General features: G+C 68.8%; 19 protein-coding genes. 4 read left to right on the top strand and 15 right to left on the bottom strand.

Annotation, left to right across the window (positions count from 1 at the left end):
* Window position 1: 1 nt before the first annotated feature.
* The 15 genes from EDC36_RS03925 to EDC36_RS03855 form a co-directional block, all read right to left on the bottom strand.
* Window positions 2–685, bottom strand: a complete 684-nt coding sequence (locus EDC36_RS03925) for a phosphoribosylanthranilate isomerase (protein ID WP_132961949.1) — start codon at window positions 683–685, stop codon at window positions 2–4.
* A gap of 13 nt (window positions 686–698) precedes the next feature.
* Window positions 699–1,493, bottom strand: a complete 795-nt coding sequence (truA, locus tag EDC36_RS03920) for a tRNA pseudouridine(38-40) synthase TruA (protein WP_132961948.1) — start codon at window positions 1,491–1,493, stop codon at window positions 699–701.
* A 12-nt stretch (window positions 1,494–1,505) separates the two neighbouring features.
* The gene (locus tag EDC36_RS03915) at window positions 1,506–3,893 is read right to left on the bottom strand and encodes a FimV/HubP family polar landmark protein (protein ID WP_243646472.1); all 2,388 of its coding nucleotides are present in this window, start codon (window positions 3,891–3,893) and stop codon (window positions 1,506–1,508) included.
* A gap of 181 nt (window positions 3,894–4,074) precedes the next feature.
* Window positions 4,075–5,193: an aspartate-semialdehyde dehydrogenase gene (asd, locus tag EDC36_RS03910; RefSeq protein ID WP_132961946.1), complete on the bottom strand. Its 1,119-nt coding sequence runs from the start codon at window positions 5,191–5,193 to the stop codon at window positions 4,075–4,077.
* Window positions 5,194–5,442: 249 nt separating this feature from the next.
* Entirely contained in the window at window positions 5,443–6,513 is a 1,071-nt protein-coding gene (gene leuB / locus EDC36_RS03905) for a 3-isopropylmalate dehydrogenase (RefSeq protein ID WP_132961945.1), read from the bottom strand.
* A 74-nt stretch (window positions 6,514–6,587) separates the two neighbouring features.
* On the bottom strand, window positions 6,588–7,238 hold the full coding sequence (gene leuD / locus EDC36_RS03900; RefSeq protein WP_132961944.1) for a 3-isopropylmalate dehydratase small subunit: 651 nt from the start codon (window positions 7,236–7,238) through the stop codon (window positions 6,588–6,590).
* Window positions 7,239–7,373 carry an entericidin A/B family lipoprotein gene (locus EDC36_RS03895; protein ID WP_207895037.1) on the bottom strand — a complete coding sequence of 45 codons (135 nt, stop codon included), beginning with the start codon at window positions 7,371–7,373 and terminating at the stop codon, window positions 7,239–7,241. It lies immediately after the preceding gene.
* 20 nt (window positions 7,374–7,393) lie between these two features.
* Window positions 7,394–8,815 (bottom strand): 3-isopropylmalate dehydratase large subunit, encoded by a 1,422-nt coding sequence (leuC, locus tag EDC36_RS03890; RefSeq protein ID WP_132961942.1) that lies wholly within the window; start codon window positions 8,813–8,815, stop codon window positions 7,394–7,396.
* Window positions 8,816–8,933: 118 nt separating this feature from the next.
* Entirely contained in the window at window positions 8,934–10,244 is a 1,311-nt protein-coding gene (locus EDC36_RS03885) for a citrate synthase (RefSeq protein ID WP_132961941.1), read from the bottom strand.
* Window positions 10,241–10,558 (bottom strand): FAD assembly factor SdhE, encoded by a 318-nt coding sequence (locus EDC36_RS03880; protein WP_132961940.1) that lies wholly within the window; start codon window positions 10,556–10,558, stop codon window positions 10,241–10,243. Before EDC36_RS03880 ends, EDC36_RS03885 begins: the two co-directional genes overlap by 4 nt.
* A 22-nt stretch (window positions 10,559–10,580) precedes the next feature.
* Entirely contained in the window at window positions 10,581–11,282 is a 702-nt protein-coding gene (locus EDC36_RS03875) for a succinate dehydrogenase iron-sulfur subunit (RefSeq protein ID WP_132961939.1), read from the bottom strand.
* A gap of 31 nt (window positions 11,283–11,313) precedes the next feature.
* Window positions 11,314–13,122 (bottom strand): succinate dehydrogenase flavoprotein subunit, encoded by a 1,809-nt coding sequence (gene sdhA / locus EDC36_RS03870; protein ID WP_132961938.1) that lies wholly within the window; start codon window positions 13,120–13,122, stop codon window positions 11,314–11,316.
* Between the two features lie 3 nt (window positions 13,123–13,125).
* Window positions 13,126–13,491, bottom strand: a complete 366-nt coding sequence (sdhD, locus tag EDC36_RS03865; protein WP_132961937.1) for a succinate dehydrogenase, hydrophobic membrane anchor protein — start codon at window positions 13,489–13,491, stop codon at window positions 13,126–13,128.
* A 23-nt stretch (window positions 13,492–13,514) separates the two neighbouring features.
* Complete coding sequence (gene sdhC / locus EDC36_RS03860) at window positions 13,515–13,946, bottom strand: succinate dehydrogenase, cytochrome b556 subunit (protein WP_132961936.1); 432 nt, start codon at window positions 13,944–13,946, stop codon at window positions 13,515–13,517.
* Window positions 13,947–14,072: 126 nt separating this feature from the next.
* Window positions 14,073–14,876 carry a GntR family transcriptional regulator gene (locus EDC36_RS03855; protein ID WP_132961935.1) on the bottom strand — a complete coding sequence of 268 codons (804 nt, stop codon included), beginning with the start codon at window positions 14,874–14,876 and terminating at the stop codon, window positions 14,073–14,075.
* A gap of 143 nt (window positions 14,877–15,019) precedes the next feature.
* On the opposite strand from EDC36_RS03855, the gene EDC36_RS03850 reads away from it, so the two are divergent.
* The 4 genes from EDC36_RS03850 to trhP all read left to right on the top strand — a co-directional run bounded on the left by EDC36_RS03850 (window position 15,020) and on the right by trhP (window position 21,273).
* Complete coding sequence (locus tag EDC36_RS03850) at window positions 15,020–16,006, top strand: malate dehydrogenase (RefSeq protein ID WP_132961934.1); 987 nt, start codon at window positions 15,020–15,022, stop codon at window positions 16,004–16,006.
* A 16-nt stretch (window positions 16,007–16,022) separates the two neighbouring features.
* Window positions 16,023–17,030 (top strand): HpcH/HpaI aldolase/citrate lyase family protein, encoded by a 1,008-nt coding sequence (locus EDC36_RS03845; RefSeq protein ID WP_132961933.1) that lies wholly within the window; start codon window positions 16,023–16,025, stop codon window positions 17,028–17,030.
* Window positions 17,031–17,055: 25 nt separating this feature from the next.
* On the top strand, window positions 17,056–19,650 hold the full coding sequence (gene acnB, locus EDC36_RS03840) for a bifunctional aconitate hydratase 2/2-methylisocitrate dehydratase (RefSeq protein WP_132961932.1): 2,595 nt from the start codon (window positions 17,056–17,058) through the stop codon (window positions 19,648–19,650).
* 126 nt (window positions 19,651–19,776) lie between these two features.
* A complete protein-coding gene (gene trhP / locus EDC36_RS03835; protein ID WP_132961931.1) occupies window positions 19,777–21,273 on the top strand; it encodes a prephenate-dependent tRNA uridine(34) hydroxylase TrhP in 1,497 nt (498 codons plus the stop codon).
* Window positions 21,274–21,299: the final 26 nt, after the last annotated feature.

Here is a 21,299-nt window from a genome sequence, read left to right as displayed (position 1 = left end):
GTCACGAAGGGGTGTTGGCAAGCTCAGCGTCCGCGCGCCGCACGGCGGCGATGAAGGCGGACACGAGCGCGGCATCTTTGACGCCCTTGGCGGCTTCGACGCCCGACGAGACGTCAACGCCCCAAGGGCGCACGAGCCGCACGCCATCGGTCACATTTGCGGGTGTGAGTCCACCAGACAAAACGACCCGAGCGGCGGCGCGAAGTCGAGGGTGTGACCACGGCAGCGCGTTCCAGTCGAAGGCATGGCCGCCACCGCCATAGCCGGGCACCTGGGCGTCGACCACCAGCCCGGCCGCGGCAGCGAACCGATCGGCGTATTCTAGAAGATCGAAGCCAGCCGCGCCGGCCCCCAGGGGAATGCGCGCCGCCCGCAGCCAGGCGCGCCCCCGCGCCAGCGCGGCGCACTGGGCTGGGGTTTCGTCGCCGTGGAATTGCAGCACCGCGTGCGGCACCGCCTGCAGCGCGGCGTCGACCTCGGCCGCGGTGGCGTTGACGAACAGCAGCACCGGGGTGACGAACGCCGGCAAGCGCCGCGCCAACGCCCCGGCGCGCTGCGGCGTGACAGCGCGCGGGCTGGCCGCGTACAGCACGAACCCCACCGCGTCGGCGCCCGCGGCGGCGGCGTGTTCGACGTCGGCCTCGCGCGTGAGGCCACAGATTTTGATGCGGGTGCGGTGTGGCATGGGGTGGGCGGGGTTACAGCGGCAGCCAGTCGAACGCGGGGGTGCGCTCGGGCAACCCGAGCGCCGCGTCGTAGCGTGGTCCCAGGAAGTACAGCCCATCCGGGGCGAAGGTGGGGGCGGCGACGTCGCGCCGGCGGGCGTCGCGCACCTCGGCCAGCCACGACGGCGGACGCAGGCCCTGGCCCACCGCGATCAGGCAGCCCATGATGTTGCGGATCATGTGGTGCAAAAACGCGTTGGCCTCGAAGTCGAAGCGCCAATAGGGGCCGCGGCGCGCGATGTCGATGCGGTACAAGGTTTTGATCGGGGAGTGGGCTTGGCATTGCGCGGCGCGAAAGGCGCTGAAGTCGTGCTCGCCCAGCAGGTGCTGCGCGGCCTGCTGCATCGGCTGCAGCGCCAACGGCCGAAACACCCACCCGACGCGCCCGGCTTCGACGCTGGGGCGTACCGGTGATTCCAGCAGCACGTAGGCGTAACGGCGCGCGCGCGCGCTGTTGCGCGCGTGAAAGGTGGACGGCACGGTGCGGGCCCACTGCACCGCGATGTCGGGTGGCAGGTAGCGGTTGACCCCCCGCACCCACGAAAACAGCTCGCGCGTCACCGGCGCGTCGAAGTGCACCACCTGGTTGAGGCCGTGCACGCCGGTGTCGGTGCGGCCGGCGCACACCGTGGCCACCGTGGGCACAGCCGCAAAGGCCGCCAGCGCACGCTCCAGGTGATCCTGCACCGTGGCCCCGCTGGGCTGGCTTTGCCAGCCCTGGTAGGCCGTGCCCAGGTAGCTGATGCCCAGCGCGATGCGTGCCGTCATGCCGTGGCGGCGTCAGCCCAGCTGCGCCAGGAAGGCCTGGGCACGCTCACGCAGCGCCCCCTGCGCTTCGGCCAGCACCTCTTCGGCCAGGATGCGCGCGCCGTCGACGTCGCCGATGGCCTCGAATTCGCGCGCCAGCGACAGCTTGGTTTCCAGCGGGTCCTGGTCGATGGCGGGTTCGGCGCTGGCGACGCCTTCCTCGCTGGAGGGCTCGGGTGCCGCTTGCGCCGGCAACTCTGGCAGCGGCGCAGCCTCGGTGCTTTCGTCCACCGGCAGGTCCAGCGACAGCTCCGCCACCTCCGGCGGCAGTGTGGCGGGCGCAGGTGGGGTTTCGGCCGGAGCCGCCGCCGCGGGCGCGAGGTCAAGGTCGAAGTCCAGCCCGAGGTCGTCGGTCGCCGCCTGTGGGCTCGGCTCGGTGTCGGTGGGCGGCGCCGTCGGTGCGGCCGCGGCGGGGGCGTCGTTGTCCGCACCCAGCGTGCTGTCCAGCGCCACGTCGACGTCCAGCGCCGAGTCGCCGGCCTGCGCGGTGGCGTCCACCGTGTCCAGCGCCAAGTCCAGCGTCGGCAATTCGTCTTCGGCGGCGGGCGCCGACGCGCTGGCGTCGCCAGAGCCCGCACCCGGTCCGTAGAGCGGGTTGTCGGGGTCGAGGGCACGCCCTTGCTCGCACACCTGCGCCCACGTGGCAGCGTCGGCCAAGGGTTGCAGCGCGCGCGCTTCGGCTTCAAAGCCTGCGGTGTCGCGGCGCTGGGCCAGGATCTGCAGCAGCTTGAGCCGGGCGTCGAGCCGCTGCGGGTCGGCCTGCAGCGCTTCGCGCAACAGGTCCTCGGCCTGGGCGTCGCGGCCGTACGAGAGGTACACGTCCGCTTCGGCCACCGGGTCGACCGGGGCGTCGGTGTCGAGCGCGTCGGCCGGCGCCGCGGTGTCGGCTTCGTGGGCCAGGGGCTCGGTCGCCGCAACGGCCGCGGCGGCTGGCCCTTCGTCGTCGGTGGCGGCCTGCCGGCGGCGCTGGCGCCAGCGCAGCGCCGCGAGCGCCCCCAACAACACCACCACCGCGCCGGCGCCGGGCAGCGTCCAGGGGTGTTGCAGCACCGCCTGCACCGGGCCTTCCTGCGGGGCGGGCGGGGCTGCCGGTGCCGGCACGGCCGCCGCCGCGGGCGGCGGTGGGGCGGCGGGTGCCGACGGTGCGGGTGCAGGGGCGGGTTCGTTGGCCGCGGGTGGGGCGGCCGGGGCCTCGGCTGCGGGCGGGGGCGTGGTCGGCGCATCGGCGCTGGCCGGCGGCGTGGCCTGCGCTTGCTGGCGCAGCTGCTCCAGCTCGCGCAGGTTGCGTTCCAGCTCGGCGGCGCGCTGTTGTTGTTCGGCCTGCTGGCGTTCGGCCATCACGCGGGCCGCGGCGTCATCGGCGCCGGGTTTGCTCAGGGTGAGCTTGTCCGCGGCGTTGGCCTGCGGCTTGGTGTCGGCCACGGCGGCTTCGACGCCACCCTGCGCCTGCTGGCCCGGGGCGTCGCTGCGCTGCGCGGGGGCTGCCGCCGCCAAACGCCGGCGGTAGGCGTCGAAATCCTGGGTCTGGGCGGCCACGAGCCGACGTGCCTCGCCGGCGTCGACGCCACGCGCGGCCTCGGCGTCGGGCATGTCGAGCACCGCGCCGGCTTTGAGCAGGTGCACGTTGCCCCGGATGAACGCCTGCGGGTTGGCGCGCAGCATGGCCACCAGCATTTGCTCCAGCGTCACATCGGCCGGCCGATGCGCCTGCGCCAGGCGCCCGGCGGTGTCGCCCGGCCGAACCTTGACGCGCCGCTCGTCCGCCGTCACCGCGGGGCGCTGGGGCGGCGGCGCGGCCGCGCCGCGCACCCCTGCAGGGGCGGGCGGGGTGGCCGGCGCCACCGCAGCCGCGGGTGCGGGCGCCGTAGCCGGCTGCTCCGGCCCGGCCGGCGGTGCGCCCACCATCGGCACCACGGGCGCGGGGGGGCGCAGGTTGGGCGGGTCGAACAACAACGTGTACCCGCGCAACAGTTCGCCCCCCGCCCAGCGGGCCACGACGACCAGATCCAAAAACGGTTCGGTGATCGGCCGGTTGCTGCGCACCAGCACCACCGTGCGGCCATCGGGCCGGCGTTGCAGTTCCAGTTGGACGTCACGCAGCCACGGGGCCCACTCCAGGCTGGTGGAGCGGTAGCGTTCGGGCCCCGCGATCTCCAACGTGAGGGTGGCGGCTTCGGCGTCGGTGATGGCCGGGATGTCGATTTCGGCGCGCAGCGGCTCGCCCAGCGGCGACTGCACGCTGACGCGCCCCAACGCCAGCGCCCAGGCGTTGCTGGCCACGCCCAGGCTCAGGGCCGCCGCGAGCGCGACATGACGCCAGCCACGCGCGGGCGGCGTCGTCGGAGGGTGACGTTCGAGCATGGACACGGGCGCTCCTCGGCAGGAATGGCCGCACCGGCGCACGGTGCGTGCACGATGCCGCCATCATAGTACCGCAGGGCGGCGCGGTGCGCGCGGCGTCACGGGGCCGGCCCGCGCCGCCGCGCCCGCGGTGGGGTCAACCGTTGCCCCGACACAACGGCGCGCGCCTGGGGCCGGGCGCTCAGGCGCCCAGCAGGATGCGCAGCATGCGCCGCAGCGGTTCGGCCGCGCCCCACAGCAGTTGGTCGCCAATCACGAACGCGGACAGGTACTGCGGCCCCATGTTGAGCTTGCGCACGCGGCCCACGCCCACTTGCAGCGTGCCGGTGATCGACGCCGGGGTGAGCTCGCGCACGGTGATCGCGCGGTCGTTGGGCACCCATTTGACCCACGGGTTGCCGCTCTGGATGATGGCCTCGACCTCCGGCAGCGGCACATCGCGCGTGAGCTTGACGGTCAGCGCCAGGCTGTGGCAGCGCATCGCGCCGATGCGCACGCACAACCCGTCGACCGGGATGGTCTGCGTGGTGCCCAGGATTTTGTTGACCTCGGCCTGGCCCTTCCACTCTTCCTTGGACTGGCCGTTGGGCAGTTGCACGTCGATCCAGGGGATCAGGCTGCCCGCCAGCGGCGCACCGAAGAACTCGGTTGGCACATCCTCGCGGATGGCCTTGGCCACCTTGCGGTCGATCTCCAGAATCGCCGAAGCGGGGTCGGCCAGCTCGTCGGCCACCGCGGCGTGGATAACGCCCATGCCCTTGAGCAGTTCGCGCATGTTGTTGGCGCCGGCGCCGCTGGCGGCTTGGTAGGTCATCGAGCTGACCCACTCGACCAGGTTCTCGCGGAACAGCCCGCCCAGGCCCATCAGCAGGATCGAGTTGGTGCAGTTGCCGCCGATCCAGTTGTTGCCGCCGTTGGCCAGCGCCTTGCGGATCACGTGTTCGTTGACCGGGTCGAGCACAATGACGGCGTCGGGCTCCATGCGCAGGGCGCTGGCGGCGTCGATCCAGTGCCCTTGCCAGCCGGCGGCGCGCAGCTGGGGGAACACCGCTTTGGTGTAGTCGCCGCCCTGGCAGGTGATGATGATGTCGCACTGCGCCAGTGCCTGGATGTCGTGCGCGTCGCGCAGCGTGCGGTGCGTCTTGGCTTGCGCCGGTGCGGGGCCACCGGCGTTGGAGGTGGAGAAAAACACCGGCTCGATCAGGTCGAAGTCACCCTCGGCCTGCATGCGGTCCATCAGGACCGAGCCGACCATGCCGCGCCAGCCGACCAGGCCGACCAGGTTGCCAACATTGCTCATCGCGTGTGCCCTTTCAGTGGAGGAGGTGGAAGGTTCCTTGCTACTGCCCGGCTCGTCAGGCCGGGGTGGGCGCACGACGAACCAGGCTGGTGTCAGCCGGTAATCGTGGTCGTGGTTTTGATGATGGCGCGCGCCACCACCGCCGTGCGCTTGGCAGTGCATCCAGCCGGTGCCGCAGAGGAGGGGGCCATCATCGTCATCGTTTCATTGTAGCGTAGCCTTGCTGACCGCAGGCTGACCGCGCCGCCATCACCCAAGCGCCTGGACCACCGCGTCGCCCATCTGCGCCGTGCCGACCACGGTGCAGCCGGGGCTGGCGATGTCGGCGGTGCGCAGGCCTTGCGCCAGCACGCGCTGCACGGCGGCCTCGATGCGAGCGGCCGCTTCGGGCTGCTTGAGGGAGTAGCGCAGCATCATCGCCGCCGACAGGATGGTGGCCAGTGGGTTGGCCACGCCCTTGCCGGCGATGTCGGGGGCGCTGCCATGGCTGGGTTCGTACAGCCCTTGGCCGCGCTCGTTGAGGCTGGCCGACGGTAGCATCCCGATGGAGCCGGTCAGCATCGCCGCCTCGTCCGACAGGATGTCGCCGAACATGTTGCCGGTGACGATGACGTCGAACTTCTTGGGCGCCTTGACGAGTTGCATCGCAGCGTTGTCCACGTACATGTGGTCGAGCTCGACGTCGGGGTAGTCGCGGTGCACCTCGGTGACGACGTCCTTCCAGAGCTGGAAGGTCTCCAGCACGTTGGCTTTGTCGACGCTGGTGACCTTGCCGCGGCGCTGGCGCGCGGCCTCGAACGCCACGCGCGCGATGCGCTCGACCTCGGGCCGACTGTAACGCATCGTGTCGAACGCCTCTTCGGCGCCGGCAAACGGGCCGTCCGGCGCGGCGCGCCGTCCCCGCGGCTGGCCAAAGTAGATGTCGCCGGTGAGCTCGCGGATGATCAGGATGTCCAGCCCAGCCACCAGCTCGGGCTTGAGGCTGGAGGCGTGCGTGAGCTGCTCGTAGCACAAGGCCGGGCGGAAGTTGGCAAACAGCCCCAGTTGCTTGCGCAACCCCAAGATGGCCTGCTCGGGCCGCAGCGGGCGCGGCAGCGTGTCGTACTTCCAGTCGCCCACGGCGCCAAACAGCACGGCGTCGGCCTGCTGGGCCAGCCGCAACGTCGCCTCCGGCAACGGGTGGCCAGCGGCCTCGTAGGCGGCACCGCCTACCGGGGCGGTTTCCATCTCCAGCGGCAGCGCGAGGGCCCGCAGGACTTTGACGGCTTCGGCGACGATTTCGGGGCCGATGCCGTCACCGGGCAGAATAGCGATCTTCATGGGCGTGTGGGCAACAACGGTGTCGACAACGGGCGGCGCCGGGGCCGCCCATGGGTTGGAGGGGCCGCGGTCGGTCAGCCGACCCAGGTGCGCGCCAGCCACGGAAAGCGTGCCAGACGTTCGGCTTCGAAGGCGCGGATTTTGTCCGCGTGGCGCAGCGTCAGACCGATATCGTCCAAGCCGTTGAGCAGGCAGTACTTGCGAAACGGCTGCACGTCGAAGCCGATTTCGGTGCCGTCGGGCTTGACGACGACCTGGCGCTGCAGGTCGATGGTTAGCTCGTAGCCGGCAAACGCCGCCACCTCGTGGAACAACTGGTCCACCGTGGTTTCGGGCAAGGTGATCGGCAGCAGGCCGTTTTTGAAGCAGTTGTTGAAAAAGATGTCGGCAAAACTCGGCGCGATCAGCGCCCGAAAACCGTACTGCTGGATCGCCCACGGCGCGTGCTCACGGCTGGAGCCGCAGCCAAAATTCTTGCGTGCCAGCAGGATCGAGGCACCCTGGTAGCGCGGTTGGTTGAGCACGAAGTCTGGGTTGGGTTGGCGCGTGGCCGGGTCCTTGCCGGGCCAGCCCGGGTCCAGGTAGCGCCACTCGTCAAACAGGTGCGGCCCAAAGCCGCTTTTGTGGATCGACTTCAGAAATTGCTTGGGGATGATGGCGTCGGTGTCGACGTTTTCGCGGTCGATGGGCGCGACGATCCCACGGTGGATGGTGAAGCGTTCCATTTATTTTTTGGCCGCGTCTTGCAGGACCTGGCCACCTTTTTGAATATCTTTGCCCAAACCTTGGACGGTGTTGCAGCCCGCCAGCCACAGGCCGGCGCTGGCCAGCAGGGTCACGATCAGCCGTTGCATCTGCATTCCCCTCGTGTCTGAACGTCTCAGGCAAACTGGCGGACATCGACAAAATGGCCGTGGATGGCGGCCGCGGCGGCCATCGCCGGGCTGACCAGGTGGGTGCGTCCGCCGGCACCCTGACGGCCTTCGAAGTTGCGGTTGCTGGTGCTGGCGCAACGCTCGCCCGGCTCGAGCCGGTCGGCGTTCATCGCCAGGCACATCGAGCAGCCAGGTTCGCGCCACTCGAAGCCCGCGGCGCGGAAGATCTCGTGCAGGCCTTCGCGCTCGGCCTGCGACTTGACCTGACCGGAGCCCGGCACCACCAGCGCCTGGCGCACGTTGCGCGCCACCTTGCGCCCGAGTTTTTGCACCACCGCGGCGGCCTCGCGCAGGTCATCGATGCGGCTGTTGGTGCACGAGCCGATGAACACCTTGTCCACCGTGATGTCGGTGATCGGTTTGCCTGGCGTCAGGCCCATGTACTGCAGCGCGCGCTCCATCGCGGCGCGCTTGACCGGGTCACGCTCGCGCTCGGGGTCCGGCACGCGTTCGGTCACCGGCACCACCATCTCGGGCGAGGTGCCCCACGTCACCTGCGGCAGAATCTGACGCGCGTCGAGTTCCACCACCGCGTCCCAGTGGGCGTCGGGGTCGGAGTGCAGCGTGCGCCAGTGGGCCACCGCTTGGTCCCACTCGGCGCCGCTGGGCGCCAGCGGCCGACCGCGCACGTACTCGATGGTCTTGTCGTCCACCGCCACCAAGCCGGCGCGCGCGCCCGCTTCGATGGCCATGTTGCACACCGTCATGCGGCCTTCCATGCTGAGCGCGCGGATGGCGCTGCCGGCGAACTCGATCGTGTGGCCGGTGCCGCCGGCGGTGCCGATCTTGCCGATGATGGCCAGCACGATGTCCTTGGCCGAGCAGCCCTGCGGCAGCTCGCCCTCCACGCGGATCAGCATGTTTTTGGCTTTTTTGGCCAGCAGCGTTTGCGTGGCCAGCACATGCTCGACTTCGCTGGTGCCGATGCCGTGCGCCAGCGCCCCGAACGCGCCGTGCGTGCTGGTGTGGCTGTCGCCACACACCACCGTCATGCCCGGCAGCGTGGCGCCGTTTTCCGGGCCAATGACGTGCACGATGCCCTGGCGCGGGCTGAGGAACGGGAAGTACGCCGCGGCGCCAAAGGCGCGGATGTTGGCGTCCAGCGTGATGATTTGCTCTTTGCTGATCGGGTCGGTGATGCCGTCGTAGCCCAGCTCCCAGCCGGTGGTGGGGGTGTTGTGGTCGGCGGTGGCGACGATGGAGCTGACGCGCCACGGCTTGCGCCCTGCCAGCCGCAGGCCTTCGAACGCCTGCGGGCTGGTGACTTCGTGCACCAGGTGGCGGTCGATGTAGAGGATGGCGGTGCCGTCCTCTTCGGTGTGAACGACGTGTTCGTCCCAGATCTTGTCGTACAGCGTGCGGCCCATGGTGGTTGGCGTGTGCAGGGTGAGGCCTGTGGCGGCATAAAAACGGCCTACGATTGTAGGCCGTGGCGTCGATCGGTGCCCAAGGCGACGGCCGCAAGCCAGGTGCGGCCGTGGGGCATCAGCGCTGCTCGATCGGCTGGACGTCGCGTCGCGCCGCGCCGGTGAACAACTGGCGCGGGCGGCCGATCTTGTACTCGGGGTCGGCCAGCATTTCGTTGAGCTGGGCGATCCAGCCCACGGTGCGCGCCAACGCGAAGATGCCGGTGAACAGGCTGACCGGGATGCCGATGGCGCGCTGCACGATGCCGGAGTAAAAGTCGACGTTGGGGTACAGCTTGCGCTGCACGAAGTAGTCGTCTTCCAGCGCGATTTGCTCCAGCTTGCGCGCCAGCGCAAACAGCGGGTCGTTGTCCAGGCCCAGCTCGCCCAGCACCTCGTGGCAGGTCTCCTGCATCAGTTTGGCGCGCGGGTCGTAGTTTTTGTAAACGCGGTGGCCAAAGCCCATCAGGCGCACGCCCGAGGACTTGTCCTTGACCTTGGCGATGAATTCGCCGATCTTGGCCACGCCGCCCATGGCCTGGATTTCTTCCAGCATGTTGAGGCACGCCTCGTTGGCGCCGCCGTGGGCCGGGCCCCACAGGCAGGCCACGCCGGCGGCGATCGCCGCAAACGGGTTGGTGCCGGAGCTGCCGCACAGACGCACGGTGGAGGTGGAGGCGTTTTGCTCGTGGTCCGCGTGCAGGATGAAGATGCGGTCCATCGCCCGCTCCAGCACCGGGTTGACGGTGTAGTCCTCGCACGGCGTGGCGAACATCATGCGCAGGAAGTTGCCCGCGTAGCTGAGGTCGTTGCGCGGGTAGATGTAGGGCTGGCCAATGCCGTACTTGTACGCCATCGCCACCAGCGTGGGCATCTTGGCGATCAGGCGGATGGCGGCGATTTCGCGGTGCTCGGGGTTGTTGATGTCGGTGCTGTCGTGGTAGAAGGCCGACATCGCGCCCACCAGGCCGGTCAGCACCGCCATCGGGTGCGCGTCACGGCGGAACCCGCGCAGGAAAAACTGCATCTGCTCGTGCACCATCGTGTGCTTGGTCACACGCTCGGTGAACTCGGCTTTTTGCTGCGCGTTGGGCAGCTCACCGTACAGCAGCAGGTAGCAGGTTTCCATGTAGTCGCACTGCGTGGCCAGCTGCTCGATCGGGTAGCCGCGGTACAGCAGTTCGCCCTTGTCGCCGTCGATGTAGGTGATGGCCGACTGGCACGACGCCGTGGACAAAAAGCCCGGGTCGTAGGTGAACATGCCGGTTTGGGCGTACAGCTTGCGGATGTCGATGACGTCCGGCCCCATCGTGCCGGAGTAGATCGGCAGCTCGACGCTGGGCGCGCCGTTCGAGAACGACAGGGTGGCCTTGTGGGCTTGCAGTTTCATGGGGAGTCCTTGCTCGTCGTGGCGGTGGGTGGGTTGTCGTGGGGGTTGGGGGTGCGCAGCAACGCCAGCACTTCGATCACCTCGGGCGTGGCCAGCGCGCCTTCGGGCTCGCGGCGGCGCAGCAGCAGGTCCAGCAAGTCGTTGTCGGCCAGGTCCATCAGCGCCGCGAGGCCGCGCGCCTGCCGCACCGTCAGGGTGTCGCCGTGGCGCGCGAAAAAGCGCTCGATGAACAGGTCGTTTTCCAGCAGGCCACGGCGACAGCGCCAGCGCAGACGCGCCAGCTCGCGCTCATCCAGCGGCGTGCGGTCGTCCATGGCCCCGGGCTCCGGCAAGGCCTCAAACGGCGCGGCGCACCATCAGCTCCTTGATCTTGCCGATGGCCTTGGTCGGGTTGAGGCTCTTGGGGCACACGTCCACGCAGTTCATGATCGTGTGGCAACGGAACAGGCGGTACGGGTCTTCCAGGTTGTCCAGCCGCTCGGCGGTGGCCTGGTCGCGGCTGTCGGCGATGAAGCGGTAGGCCTGCAGCAGGCCGGCCGGGCCGACGAACTTGTCCGGGTTCCACCAGAAGCTCGGGCAGCTGGTGGAGCAGCTCGCGCACAGGATGCACTCGTACAGGCCGTTGAGCTCCTCGCGCTCCTCGGGCGACTGCAGCCGCTCTTTCTCGGGCGGCGGCGTGTCGTTGATCAGGTACGGCTTGATCGAGTGGTACTGCTTGAAAAACAGCGTCATGTCCACGATCAGGTCGCGGATCACGGGCAGCCCCGGCAGCGGCTTGAGTACGATCGTGTCGGGCAGCGTGCGCAGGTTGGTCAGGCACGCCAAGCCGTTTTTGCCGTTGATGTTCATCGCGTCGGAGCCGCACACGCCCTCGCGGCAGGAGCGCCGGAACGACAGCGTGGGGTCGATCTCCTTGAGCTTGACCAAGGCGTCCAGCAGCATGCGCTCGGTGGTCAGCTCCACCTGCAGCGTCTGCATGTAAGGCTTGGCGTCCTTGTCCGGATCGTAACGGTAGATTTTGAATGTGCGTGTGGCCATGTCGGTGGTCTCCGGCGTAGGGACGGCGGCGTCAGAACGTGCGCACCTTGGGCGGGATGGACGCCACGGTCAGCGGCTTGAGGTTGACCGGCTTGTACTCCAGGCGGTTGCCGTCGCTGAACCACAGCGTGTGCTTCATCCACTCCTTGTCGTTGCGGCCCAGCGGGCACTCGGGGTCGTCGGCCGGGCGCTCGTAGTCCTTGACGGTGTGGGCGCCGCGGCACTCCTTGCGCGCGGCGGCCGAAGTCATCGTCGCCTGCGCCACCTCGATCAGGTTTTCCACCTCCAGCGCCTCGATGCGCGCGGTGTTGAACACCTTGGAGGTGTCCTTCAGACCGATGTGGGCCACGCGCTCGCGGATGGCGTTGATTTTGCGCACGCCTTCGTCCATGCTGGCCTGGGTGCGGAACACGCCCGCGTGCTGCTGCATCGTGGCGCGGATGTCGTTGGCGACGTTTTGCGCGTATTCGCCGTCACGGCAGCTCTCCAGCCGCGCCAGGCGGGCCAACGTGCGGTCGGCGGCGTCTTTGGGCAGGGGCTTGTGCTCGCGGCCACGGTCCAGGTTGGCCACGATGTGGTTGCCCGCGGCACGACCAAACACCAGCAGGTCCAGCAGCGAGTTGGTGCCCAGCCGGTTGGCGCCGTGCACGCTGACGCAGGAGCACTCGCCCACCGCGTACAGGCCGTTGACAATCTTCTGGCCGCCCTGGCCGTCCGGCACCACCACCTGGCCGTTGATGTTGGTGGGAATGCCGCCCATCTGGTAGTGGATCGTCGGCACCACGGGGATGGGCTCTTTGGTGATGTCGACGTTGGCGAAGTTGATGCCAATTTCGTACACCGAGGGCAGCCGCTTGTGGATGGTCTCGGGGCCCAGGTGGTCGAGCTTGAGCAGGATGTAGTCCTTGTTGGGACCGCAGCCGCGCCCTTCCTTGATCTCCTGGTCCATGCAGCGGCTGACAAAGTCGCGCGGCGCCAGGTCTTTCAGCGTCGGGGCGTAGCGCTCCATGAAGCGCTCGCCGTTGGCGTTGAGCAGGATCGCGCCTTCGCCACGGCAACCTTCGGTCAGCAGCACGCCGGCGCCGGCCACGCCGGTCGGGTGGAACTGCCAGAACTCCATGTCCTGCAGCGGGATGCCGGCGCGCGCCGCCATGCCCAGGCCATCGCCCGTGTTGATGAAGGCGTTGGTGCTGGCGGCGTAGATGCGTCCGGCGCCGCCGGTGGCCAGCAGCGTGGCCTTGGCTTCCAGGATGTAGATGTCGCCGGTTTCCATCTCCAGCGCGGTCACGCCCACCACATCGCCGTCGGCGTCACGGATCAGGTCCAGCGCCATCCACTCGACAAAAAACGTCGTGCGCGCCGCCACGTTTTGCTGGTACAGCGTGTGCAGCATCGCATGTCCGGTGCGGTCGGCGGCGGCGCAGGCGCGCTGCACGGGCTTTTCGCCGTAGTTGGCGGTGTGGCCGCCAAAGGGGCGCTGGTAAATGGTGCCGTCCGGGTTGCGGTCGAACGGCATGCCCATGTGCTCCAGCTCGTACACCACTTTGGGCGCCTCGCGGCACATGAACTCGATGGCGTCCTGGTCACCGAGCCAGTCCGAGCCCTTGACGGTGTCGTAGAAGTGGTAGTGCCAGTTGTCCTCGGACATGTTGCCCAAGGACGCGCCGATGCCGCCTTGGGCCGCGACGGTGTGGCTGCGGGTGGGGAAAACCTTGGACAGCACCGCGACGTTGAGGCCGGCGCGCGCCAGCTGCAGCGAGGCGCGCATGCCCGAGCCGCCCGCGCCGACGATGACGACGTCGAAGCGACGACGGGGAAGGTTGGTGGTGACGACGGTCATGGCTTACAGCCTCCACAGCACTTGAAACGCCCAGCCCGTGCAACCGACCAGCCAGACGAGGGTGAACACATGCAGGGCCAGACGCAGCCCCACGGGCTTGATGTAATCCATCCAGATGTCGCGCACGCCGACCCAGGCGTGCCACGCCAGCGCGACGACCACCGCGAAGGTGAGGAATTTCATCCACGGCGCGGCGAAGATGCCGGCCCAGCCCTCGTAGCCCAGCGGCCCGGCGTGGACGACGACCTGCGCCAGCAGCACCAGCGTGAACAGCGCCATCAGCACCGCCGTGATGCGCTGCACCAGCCAGTCGCGCAAACCGTAGTGCGCGCCGGTGACGACGCGCTTGGAGCCGTAGTTGACTGCCATTTGTCGTTACTCCGTCGAGTGGATCAGTACAGGCCGAACAGCTTGGCGCCCAGCAACGCGGTCAGCGCCAGGCTGACCACCAGCGTGACAATGGCCGACGAGCGGCCAAACGCCTTGTCCACCTTGTGCGTGGCGTCCATGATCAGGTGACGCACGCCGGCGCAGAAGTGGTGCAGGTAAGCCCAGATCAGCGCCAGCACCACCAGTTTGAGGAACCAACCGGGTACGAAACCAACGCCCGCGTCAAAAGCGGCGGTGAACGCACCGTACGACAGCTCCGACGACAGCGAGGCGTCCATCATCCACACCACGAACGGCAACAGCAGGAACATCAGCCCGCCGCTGGCGCGGTGCAGGATGGACACCCAGCCGGCCACCGGCAGCCGGTAGGTGGTGAGGTCTTTGAAGGCGTTGATGTTGCGAAACTCGGGCCGCGCAGGTCGCATGGGCGTCATGGGGGTTCTCCTGGGGTGGGGCCGCGCTCGCTGCCGTCAGCGCGCGACGCGCGGGCCGCGATCGTCGGTCAGTTCACTGACGGGAAACTGTCGGATTCTATTGCAATGCAACATGACTGCAGTGCCTCAACTGAGTTCGTTGCGGTAGTGGTGCCGGTCGGTGCGGTACAGGCCGCGGCGCAGCTCCATCGGCACGCCGTTGTAGGTGTAGGCGAGCCGCTCGACGCTGAGCAGCGGCGTGCCAGCCGGCACCGCCAGCCGCGCGGCGGCCGCCGGGCTGGCCGCGACGGCCTTGAGGCGCTCCTCGGCGCGCACCATGCGCACGCCAAATTCGCTCTCGAACAGCGCGTACATGGGGCCGGCGTAGGCGGTCAGCGTGTCCATCGTCAGCCCGCGAAAGGCCTGCCCGGGCAGCCACAGGTCTTCCAAAATCGTGGGCACGCCCCCCAAGCCCAGCACACGCGTGACCTGCACGACGGTTTCGCCGGCGCGCAGCTGCAACGCGGCGGCGACGTCGGCGCTGGCGCGCACGCGGCGGCAGGCCAGGATGTCGCGCGTGGCGGGGCCTTCGCTGGCGCGGTCGCCGTGGTCGGGGTGCAGGCGCAAAAAGCGGTACTGCACGTGCTGCTCGGCGTGGGTGGCGACGAACGTGCCCTTGCCCTGCCGGCGCACCAGCAGGTTGTCGGCGGCCAGTTCGTCAATGGCTTTGCGTACCGTGCCCTGGCTGACCTTGTAGCGCGCTGCCAGCTCCTGCTCGCTCGGGATCAGGTCGCCCGGGCGCCACTCGCCGGCTTGCAGGCTTTGCAGGATCAGCGCCTTGATTTGCTGGTACAGCGGGCTGAACGCGGGCGCGCCCACACCGCCGCTGCCGGCGGGGGCATCGGCCGGGGCGCTGGGGACGCGCCGTGCGGGTGGGCGTTCGATCGTCATGGTTGGCGGGACGGGCGCCAGGGACGGCGCCCATGTTGTTCAAGCGCAATCATATCTTATATAAGACATAAGACAAATTGACGCCTAGGGTTTACCAGGGTACACTCGGGGCCGTTGTACCCCACCTGTAACTGGAGAACCCCATGAGCAAAAAGCCTGTGCGCGTCGCCGTCACCGGTGCCGCTGGCCAGATCGGTTACGCGCTGCTGTTTCGCATCGCTTCGGGTGAGATGCTGGGCAAGGACCAGCCGGTGATCCTGCAGCTGCTGGAAATCCCCGACGAGAAGGCGCAAAAAGCCCTCAAGGGCGTGATGATGGAGCTGGAGGACTGCGCGTTCCCGCTGCTGGCTGGCATGGAAGCGCACAGCGACCCGATGACCGCGTTCAAGGACACCGACTACGCGCTGCTGGTGGGCGCGCGTCCGCGTGGCCCGGGCATGGAGCGCAAGGACCTGCTGTCGGCCAACGCGCAGATCTTCACCGCGCAGGGCAAGGCGCTCAACGCGGTGGCGTCGCGCAACGTCAAGGTGCTGGTGGTGGGCAACCCGGCCAACACCAACGCCTACATCGCGATGAAGTCGGCGCCCGACCTGCCGGCCAAGAACTTCACCGCCATGCTGCGGCTGGACCACAACCGGGCGCTGTCGCAAATCGCCGCCAAGACCGGCAAGCCCGTCTCCAGCATCGAAAAGCTGTGCGTGTGGGGCAACCACTCGCCCACCATGTACGCCGACTACCGCTTCGCCACCATCGAGGGCCAGTCGGTCAAGGCCATGATCAACGACGAAGACTGGAACCGCAACGTTTTCCTGCCCACGGTGGGCAAGCGCGGCGCGGCCATCATCGAGGCGCGTGGCCTGAGCTCGGCGGCGTCGGCGGCCAACGCCGCCATTGACCACATGCGTGACTGGGCACTGGGCACCCAAGGCAAGTGGGTCACGATGGGCGTCCCGTCGCAGGGCTGGTACGGCATCCCGCAGGACGTGATGTTTGGCTTCCCCGTCACCTGCGAGGGCGGCGAGTACACCGTCGTCGAAGGTTTGCCGATCGACGAGTTCAGCCAGCAGTGCCTGAACAAAACCCTGGCCGAGCTGGAAGAAGAGCGCGCCGCCGTCGCGCACCTGCTCTGACGCCGGAGCCACGCCGATGACCACCGCCGCGGCGCCGCTGCATCCCGCCCACGTCCTGCTGGGCGCGTCGGCGGGTGTGGTCGCGCTGCCGGTGTGCGACCACTACGCCGGGGTCGAGGCGCGCATGCGCAAAAGCCTCGCGCTGCAGGCCGAGTGGGCGCAGCGCGACGGCGTGTGCGTCTTCGACGTCACGCTGGACTGCGAAGACGGCGCCCCGGTGGGGGGCGAGGCCGAGCACGCCGCGCTGGTGGTGGAGCTGGTGCGTGGGCTGGACTGGACCGCGCCGGTGCCGCCGCGCGTGGGGGTGCGCGTGCACCCGGTGGATCACCCGGCCTTCGAAGCCGACGTGGCCACGATCGTCGGGGCGGTGGGCGCGCGCCTGACGCACCTGATGATCCCCAAGGTGGAGTCGGTGGCCGACGTCGAGCGTGCCGCCGCGGCGGTGGCTGCGGCCGGCGCCCCGGAGCTGCCGCTGCACGCGCTGATCGAGTCGCCGCTGGCGGTGCATCGGGCGTTTGACATCGCCGCGCACCCGCGCGTGGCCTCGCTCAGCTTTGGGCTGATGGATTTTGTCTCGGCGCACGGAGGGGCCATCCCGGCCGAGGCCATGACGCTGCAAGGCCAATTCAGCCACCCGCTGGTGCGCCGCGCCAAGCTGGACATCGCCAGTGCCGCGCACGCGCACGGCAAGGTGCCGTCGCACTGCGTGGTGACCGAGTTTCGTGACCGCGCCGCGGTGGCCGCCGCCGCGCAGCGCGCCGCGCGCGAGTTTGGCTACACGCGCATGTGGAGCATCCACCCCGACCAGATCGAGCCGATCGTCACGGCGCTGCGCCCGCCGCTGGACGAGGTGCAGCGCGCCGCCGAGATCATCGAGCGCGCCGCCGCTGCGCAGTGGGCGCCGATCGCCTACCAGGGTCATTTGCACGACCGGGCTTCGTTCCGCTATTTTTGGCAGGTGCTGCAACGCGCGCACGCCACCGGCGTGGCGCTGCCGCAGCCGGTGCGCGGCCTGCTTTCCTAATGCTTTTCCCGACTGGAGCACGACCATGCTGCAAGCCTACCGTCAACATGTGGCCGAGCGCGCCGCGCTGGGCATCCCGCCGCTGCCGCTGACCGCGCAGCAAACCGCCGAGCTGATCGAGCTGATCAAAAACCCGCCTGCCGGCGAAGACCCGCAGTTCCTGCTGGAGCTGCTGACCTACCGCGTGCCGCCGGGGGTGGACGACGCCGCCAAGGTCAAGGCCAGCTTCCTGGCCGCCGTGGCGCACGGCGACATCCAAGTGGGCCTCATCAGCAAGGCCAAGGCCACCGAGCTGCTGGGCACGATGGTGGGCGGCTACAACGTCAAGCCGCTGATCGACCTGCTGGACGATCCCGAGGTGGCGCCGGTGGCGGCCGAGGGTTTGAAAAAGACCCTGCTGATGTTCGACGCCTTCCACGACGTGGCCGAAAAGGTGCAAGCTGGCAACGCGTACGCCAAGGCCGTCATGCAAAGCTGGGCCGATGCCGAGTGGTTCCTGTCGCGCCCCGAAGTGCCGCGCAAGATCACGGTGACGGCGTTCAAGGTGCCCGGCGAGACCAACACCGACGACCTGTCGCCCGCACCGGACGCCTGGAGCCGCCCGGACATCCCGCTGCACGCGCTGGCCATGCTCAAAAACAAGCGCCCCGATGCGCCGTTCGAGCCGGACGAAGACGGCAAACGCGGCCCCATCAGCGTGCTGCAAAAGCTCAAGGAAAAAGGCCACCTCGTCGCCTACGTGGGCGATGTCGTGGGCACCGGCTCCAGCCGCAAGTCCGCCACCAACAGCGTCATCTGGTGGACCGGTGAAGACATCCCCTACGTGCCCAACAAGCGCTTTGGTGGCGTGACGCTGGGCGGCAAAATCGCGCCGATCTTTTTCAACACGCAGGAAGACTCCGGCGCGCTGCCCATCGAGGTGGACGTCAGCAAGATCGAGTTTGGCGACGTCATCGACGTCTACCCCTACGACGGCAAGATCGAGAAGAACGGCGAAGTCATCGCCACCTTCCAGCTCAAAAGCGACGTGCTGCTGGACGAGGTGCGCGCGGGCGGCCGCATCAACCTCATCATCGGTCGCGGCCTGACCGGCAAGGCGCGCGAATTTTTGGGTCTGCCGCCGTCGACGGTGTTTCGCCTGCCCAAGGCGCCCGTGGACTCGGGCAAGGGCTACACGCTGGCGCAAAAAATCGTCGGGCGCGCCTGCGGCTTGCCGGAGGGCAAGGGCATCCGCCCGGGCACGTACTGCGAGCCCAAGATGACCACCGTCGGCAGCCAGGACACCACCGGGCCGATGACGCGCGACGAGCTCAAGGACCTGGCCTGCCTGGGCTTCAGCGCCGACCTGGTGATGCAATCGTTCTGCCACACGGCCGCCTACCCCAAGCCGGTGGACGTGAAGATGCACCGCGAGCTGCCCGCCTTCATCAGCAGCCGCGGCGGCGTCAGCCTGCGCCCGGGCGACGGCGTCATCCACTCGTGGCTCAACCGCATGCTGCTGCCCGACACGGTGGGCACGGGCGGCGACTCGCACACGCGCTTCCCGATTGGCATCAGCTTCCCGGCCGGCTCGGGCCTGGTGGCGTTTGCCGCGGCCACCGGCGTCATGCCGCTGGACATGCCCGAGTCGGTGCTGGTGCGCTTCAAGGGCCAGATGCAGCCGGGCATCACGCTGCGCGACCTGGTGCACGCCATCCCCTACTACGCGATCAAGCAGGGGCTGCTGACGGTCGAGAAAAAAGGCAAAAAGAACATCTTCTCCGGCCGCATCCTCGAAATCGAAGGTCTGCCTGACCTCAAGGTCGAGCAGGCGTTCGAGTTGTCCGACGCCTCGGCCGAGCGCTCCGCGGCGGGCTGCACGATCAAGCTCAACAAGGAACCGATCATCGAGTACCTGCAGAGCAACATTGTGCTGCTGAAGTGGATGATCGCCAACGGCTACCAGGACGCGCGCACGCTGGCGCGCCGCATCAAGGCCATGGAGGCGTGGCTGGCCAACCCGCAGCTGCTCGAAGCCGACCCCGACGCCGAGTACGCCGCGGTCATCGAGATCGATCTCAACGAGATCAAGGAGCCCATCCTGTGCTGCCCCAACGACCCGGACGACGCGCGTCCGCTGTCCGAGGTGGCCGGCACCAAGATCGACGAGGCCTTCATCGGCTCGTGCATGACCAACATCGGCCACTTCCGCGCCGCGGCCAAGCTGCTGCAGGGTCAGCGTGACATCCCGGTGCGCCTGTGGGTGGCGCCGCCGACCAAGATGGACCAAAACGAGCTCATCAAGGAAGGCTACTACGCCACCTTCGGCACCGCCGGCGCGCGCACCGAAATGCCCGGCTGCAGCCTGTGCATGGGCAACCAGGCCCAGGTGCGCGAAGGCGCCACCGTCGTGTCTACCAGCACGCGCAACTTCCCCAACCGGCTGGGGCGCAACACCAACGTGTTCCTGGCCTCGGCGGAGCTGGCCGCCATCGCCTCGCGCCTGGGCCGCCTGCCCACGGTCGAGGAGTACATGACGGAAATGGGCGTCATCAACCAAAAGGCCGGCGAGGTGTACCGCTACATGAACTTCGACCAGATCGACGAATACGTCGAGACGGCCAAGGATGTGGCGGTCTGACCGGCTGCGGTCGGGCTCGAACCGAACGGCTCCTGCGGGAGCCGTTTTTTTTGGCAAGGCAGGCGAACCTGCACGTCACGTGGTCGTTTGCACGCCCAACGCGGCCAGCAGGCACAATCCACCCCTATGAACCGTCCCGCCCCCGAACTGTTGCTGCCCGCTGGGTCGCTGGCGCACCTGCGCACGGCGTTTGATTTTGGCGCCGACGCCGTTTACGCGGGGCAGCCGCGTTACAGCTTGCGCGCGCGCAACAACGAATTCCGGCTGGAGCAGATCGCCCAAGGCATCGCCGAAGCGCACGCGCGCGGCAAGCGCTTCTTTGTGACCAGCAACCTGATCGCCCACAACGACAAGGTGCGCACCTACCTGCGCGACCTGGCGCCGGTGGTGGAGCTGCGTCCCGACGCTCTCATCATGGCCGACGCCGGCCTGATCATGCTGGTGCGCGAGGAAATGGAGCGCGGCCGCTGGCCCGAGGTGCCGATCCACCTGTCGGTGCAGGCCAACACCACCAACTGGGCGGCGGTCAAGTTCTGGCAACGCGCCGGCGTGGCGCGCATCATCCTGAGCCGGGAGCTCAGCCTGGAGGAGATCGCCCAGATCCGCGACGCGTGCCCGGACGTCGAGCTGGAGGTGTTCGTGCACGGCGCGCTGTGCATCGCGTACTCCGGCCGCTGCCTGCTCAGCGGCTACTTCAACCGCCGCGACCCCAACCAGGGCACCTGCACCAACGCCTGCCGCTGGAGCTACCGCACCCACGCGGCCGATGAGAGCGACACGGGCGATGTCCAACCGCGCCCCGCAGCGGGCTGCGGCAGCGGTTGCGGCGGGGGGCTGGCGGGCGAGGGCGAGCCCGCAGCGGGCCGATTGGGCCCCGATTTCGACTTCGCGCACGAGCAAGCGCAAGCTGAAGCGACGCGCGCCACCACCGGCGACGGTCGCCGCCACCCGCTGGCTGACCGGGTGTGGTTGCTGGAGGAGCGCCAACGCCCCGGCGAACTGATGCCCATCATGGAAGACGAGCACGGCACCTACATCCTCAACAGCCGCGACCTGCGGGCGGTGGAATACGTCCAGGATTTGGTGCGCATCGGCGTCGATTCGCTCAAGATCGAAGGCCGCACCAAAAGCGTGTATTACGTGGCCCGCACCGCCCAGGTGTACCGCCGTGCGATCGACGACGCGGTGGCGGGTCGCCCCTTCGATCCCACGCTGCTGCAAGCGCTCGATGGCCTGGCCAGCCGCGGCTACACCAGCGGCTTGCTGGTGCGCCGCCCCGCGCAGGCGTACCAAAACTACGACCAGGGCCACTCCGCCCCCACGCGCAGCCAGTACGTGGGGGACGTGATCGACGTTCGGGCCGACGGTTGGGCGCTGGTGGAGACCAAAAACCGCTTCGCGGTCGGCGATGCGCTGGAGGTGATCCACCCCAGCGGCAACCGCGTGGTGCGGGTCACTCGCATCGAAAGCGCCGCGGGCGAGCCCCTCACAGCGGCGGCGGGCAACCCGCTGCGGGTCTACGTGCCGCTGGGCGCGCCAGCGCAAGGGGCGCTGCTGGCTCGGTTGTTGCCCTCAGCACCTGCGTCCTCCTGCGCGCCGGCGGCAGCCGCCGTCGCCTGTTGAGCGTGGGCGATGCGCCAACGCGTGGT

Origin of the sequence: Tepidimonas ignava (genome assembly GCF_004342625.1) — a bacterium.
GTDB lineage: Bacteria > Pseudomonadota > Gammaproteobacteria > Burkholderiales > Burkholderiaceae_C > Tepidimonas > Tepidimonas ignava.
Note: the sequence above shows the minus strand (reverse complement) of the source record. Positions and strands in the feature narration are given on the sequence as shown.

Coding starts and splice junctions, on each gene's coding strand:
- leuD (WP_132961944.1), bottom strand. CDS start 7,238: ATGGAACGCTTCACCATCCACCGTGGGATCGTCGCGCCCATCGACCGC.
- EDC36_RS03845 (WP_132961933.1), top strand. CDS start 16,023: ATGACCACCGCCGCGGCGCCGCTGCATCCCGCCCACGTCCTGCTGGGC.
- EDC36_RS03915 (WP_243646472.1), bottom strand. CDS start 3,893: ATGCTCGAACGTCACCCTCCGACGACGCCGCCCGCGCGTGGCTGGCGT.
- EDC36_RS03850 (WP_132961934.1), top strand. CDS start 15,020: ATGAGCAAAAAGCCTGTGCGCGTCGCCGTCACCGGTGCCGCTGGCCAG.
- asd (WP_132961946.1), bottom strand. CDS start 5,193: ATGAGCAATGTTGGCAACCTGGTCGGCCTGGTCGGCTGGCGCGGCATG.
- sdhA (WP_132961938.1), bottom strand. CDS start 13,122: ATGACCGTCGTCACCACCAACCTTCCCCGTCGTCGCTTCGACGTCGTC.
- leuB (WP_132961945.1), bottom strand. CDS start 6,513: ATGAAGATCGCTATTCTGCCCGGTGACGGCATCGGCCCCGAAATCGTC.
- sdhD (WP_132961937.1), bottom strand. CDS start 13,491: ATGGCAGTCAACTACGGCTCCAAGCGCGTCGTCACCGGCGCGCACTAC.
- trhP (WP_132961931.1), top strand. CDS start 19,777: ATGAACCGTCCCGCCCCCGAACTGTTGCTGCCCGCTGGGTCGCTGGCG.
- EDC36_RS03875 (WP_132961939.1), bottom strand. CDS start 11,282: ATGGCCACACGCACATTCAAAATCTACCGTTACGATCCGGACAAGGAC.
- truA (WP_132961948.1), bottom strand. CDS start 1,493: ATGACGGCACGCATCGCGCTGGGCATCAGCTACCTGGGCACGGCCTAC.
- EDC36_RS03880 (WP_132961940.1), bottom strand. CDS start 10,558: ATGGACGACCGCACGCCGCTGGATGAGCGCGAGCTGGCGCGTCTGCGC.
- sdhC (WP_132961936.1), bottom strand. CDS start 13,946: ATGACGCCCATGCGACCTGCGCGGCCCGAGTTTCGCAACATCAACGCC.
- leuC (WP_132961942.1), bottom strand. CDS start 8,815: ATGGGCCGCACGCTGTACGACAAGATCTGGGACGAACACGTCGTTCAC.
- acnB (WP_132961932.1), top strand. CDS start 17,056: ATGCTGCAAGCCTACCGTCAACATGTGGCCGAGCGCGCCGCGCTGGGC.
- EDC36_RS03885 (WP_132961941.1), bottom strand. CDS start 10,244: ATGAAACTGCAAGCCCACAAGGCCACCCTGTCGTTCTCGAACGGCGCG.
- EDC36_RS03925 (WP_132961949.1), bottom strand. CDS start 685: ATGCCACACCGCACCCGCATCAAAATCTGTGGCCTCACGCGCGAGGCC.
- EDC36_RS03855 (WP_132961935.1), bottom strand. CDS start 14,876: ATGACGATCGAACGCCCACCCGCACGGCGCGTCCCCAGCGCCCCGGCC.
- EDC36_RS03895 (WP_207895037.1), bottom strand. CDS start 7,373: ATGCAGATGCAACGGCTGATCGTGACCCTGCTGGCCAGCGCCGGCCTG.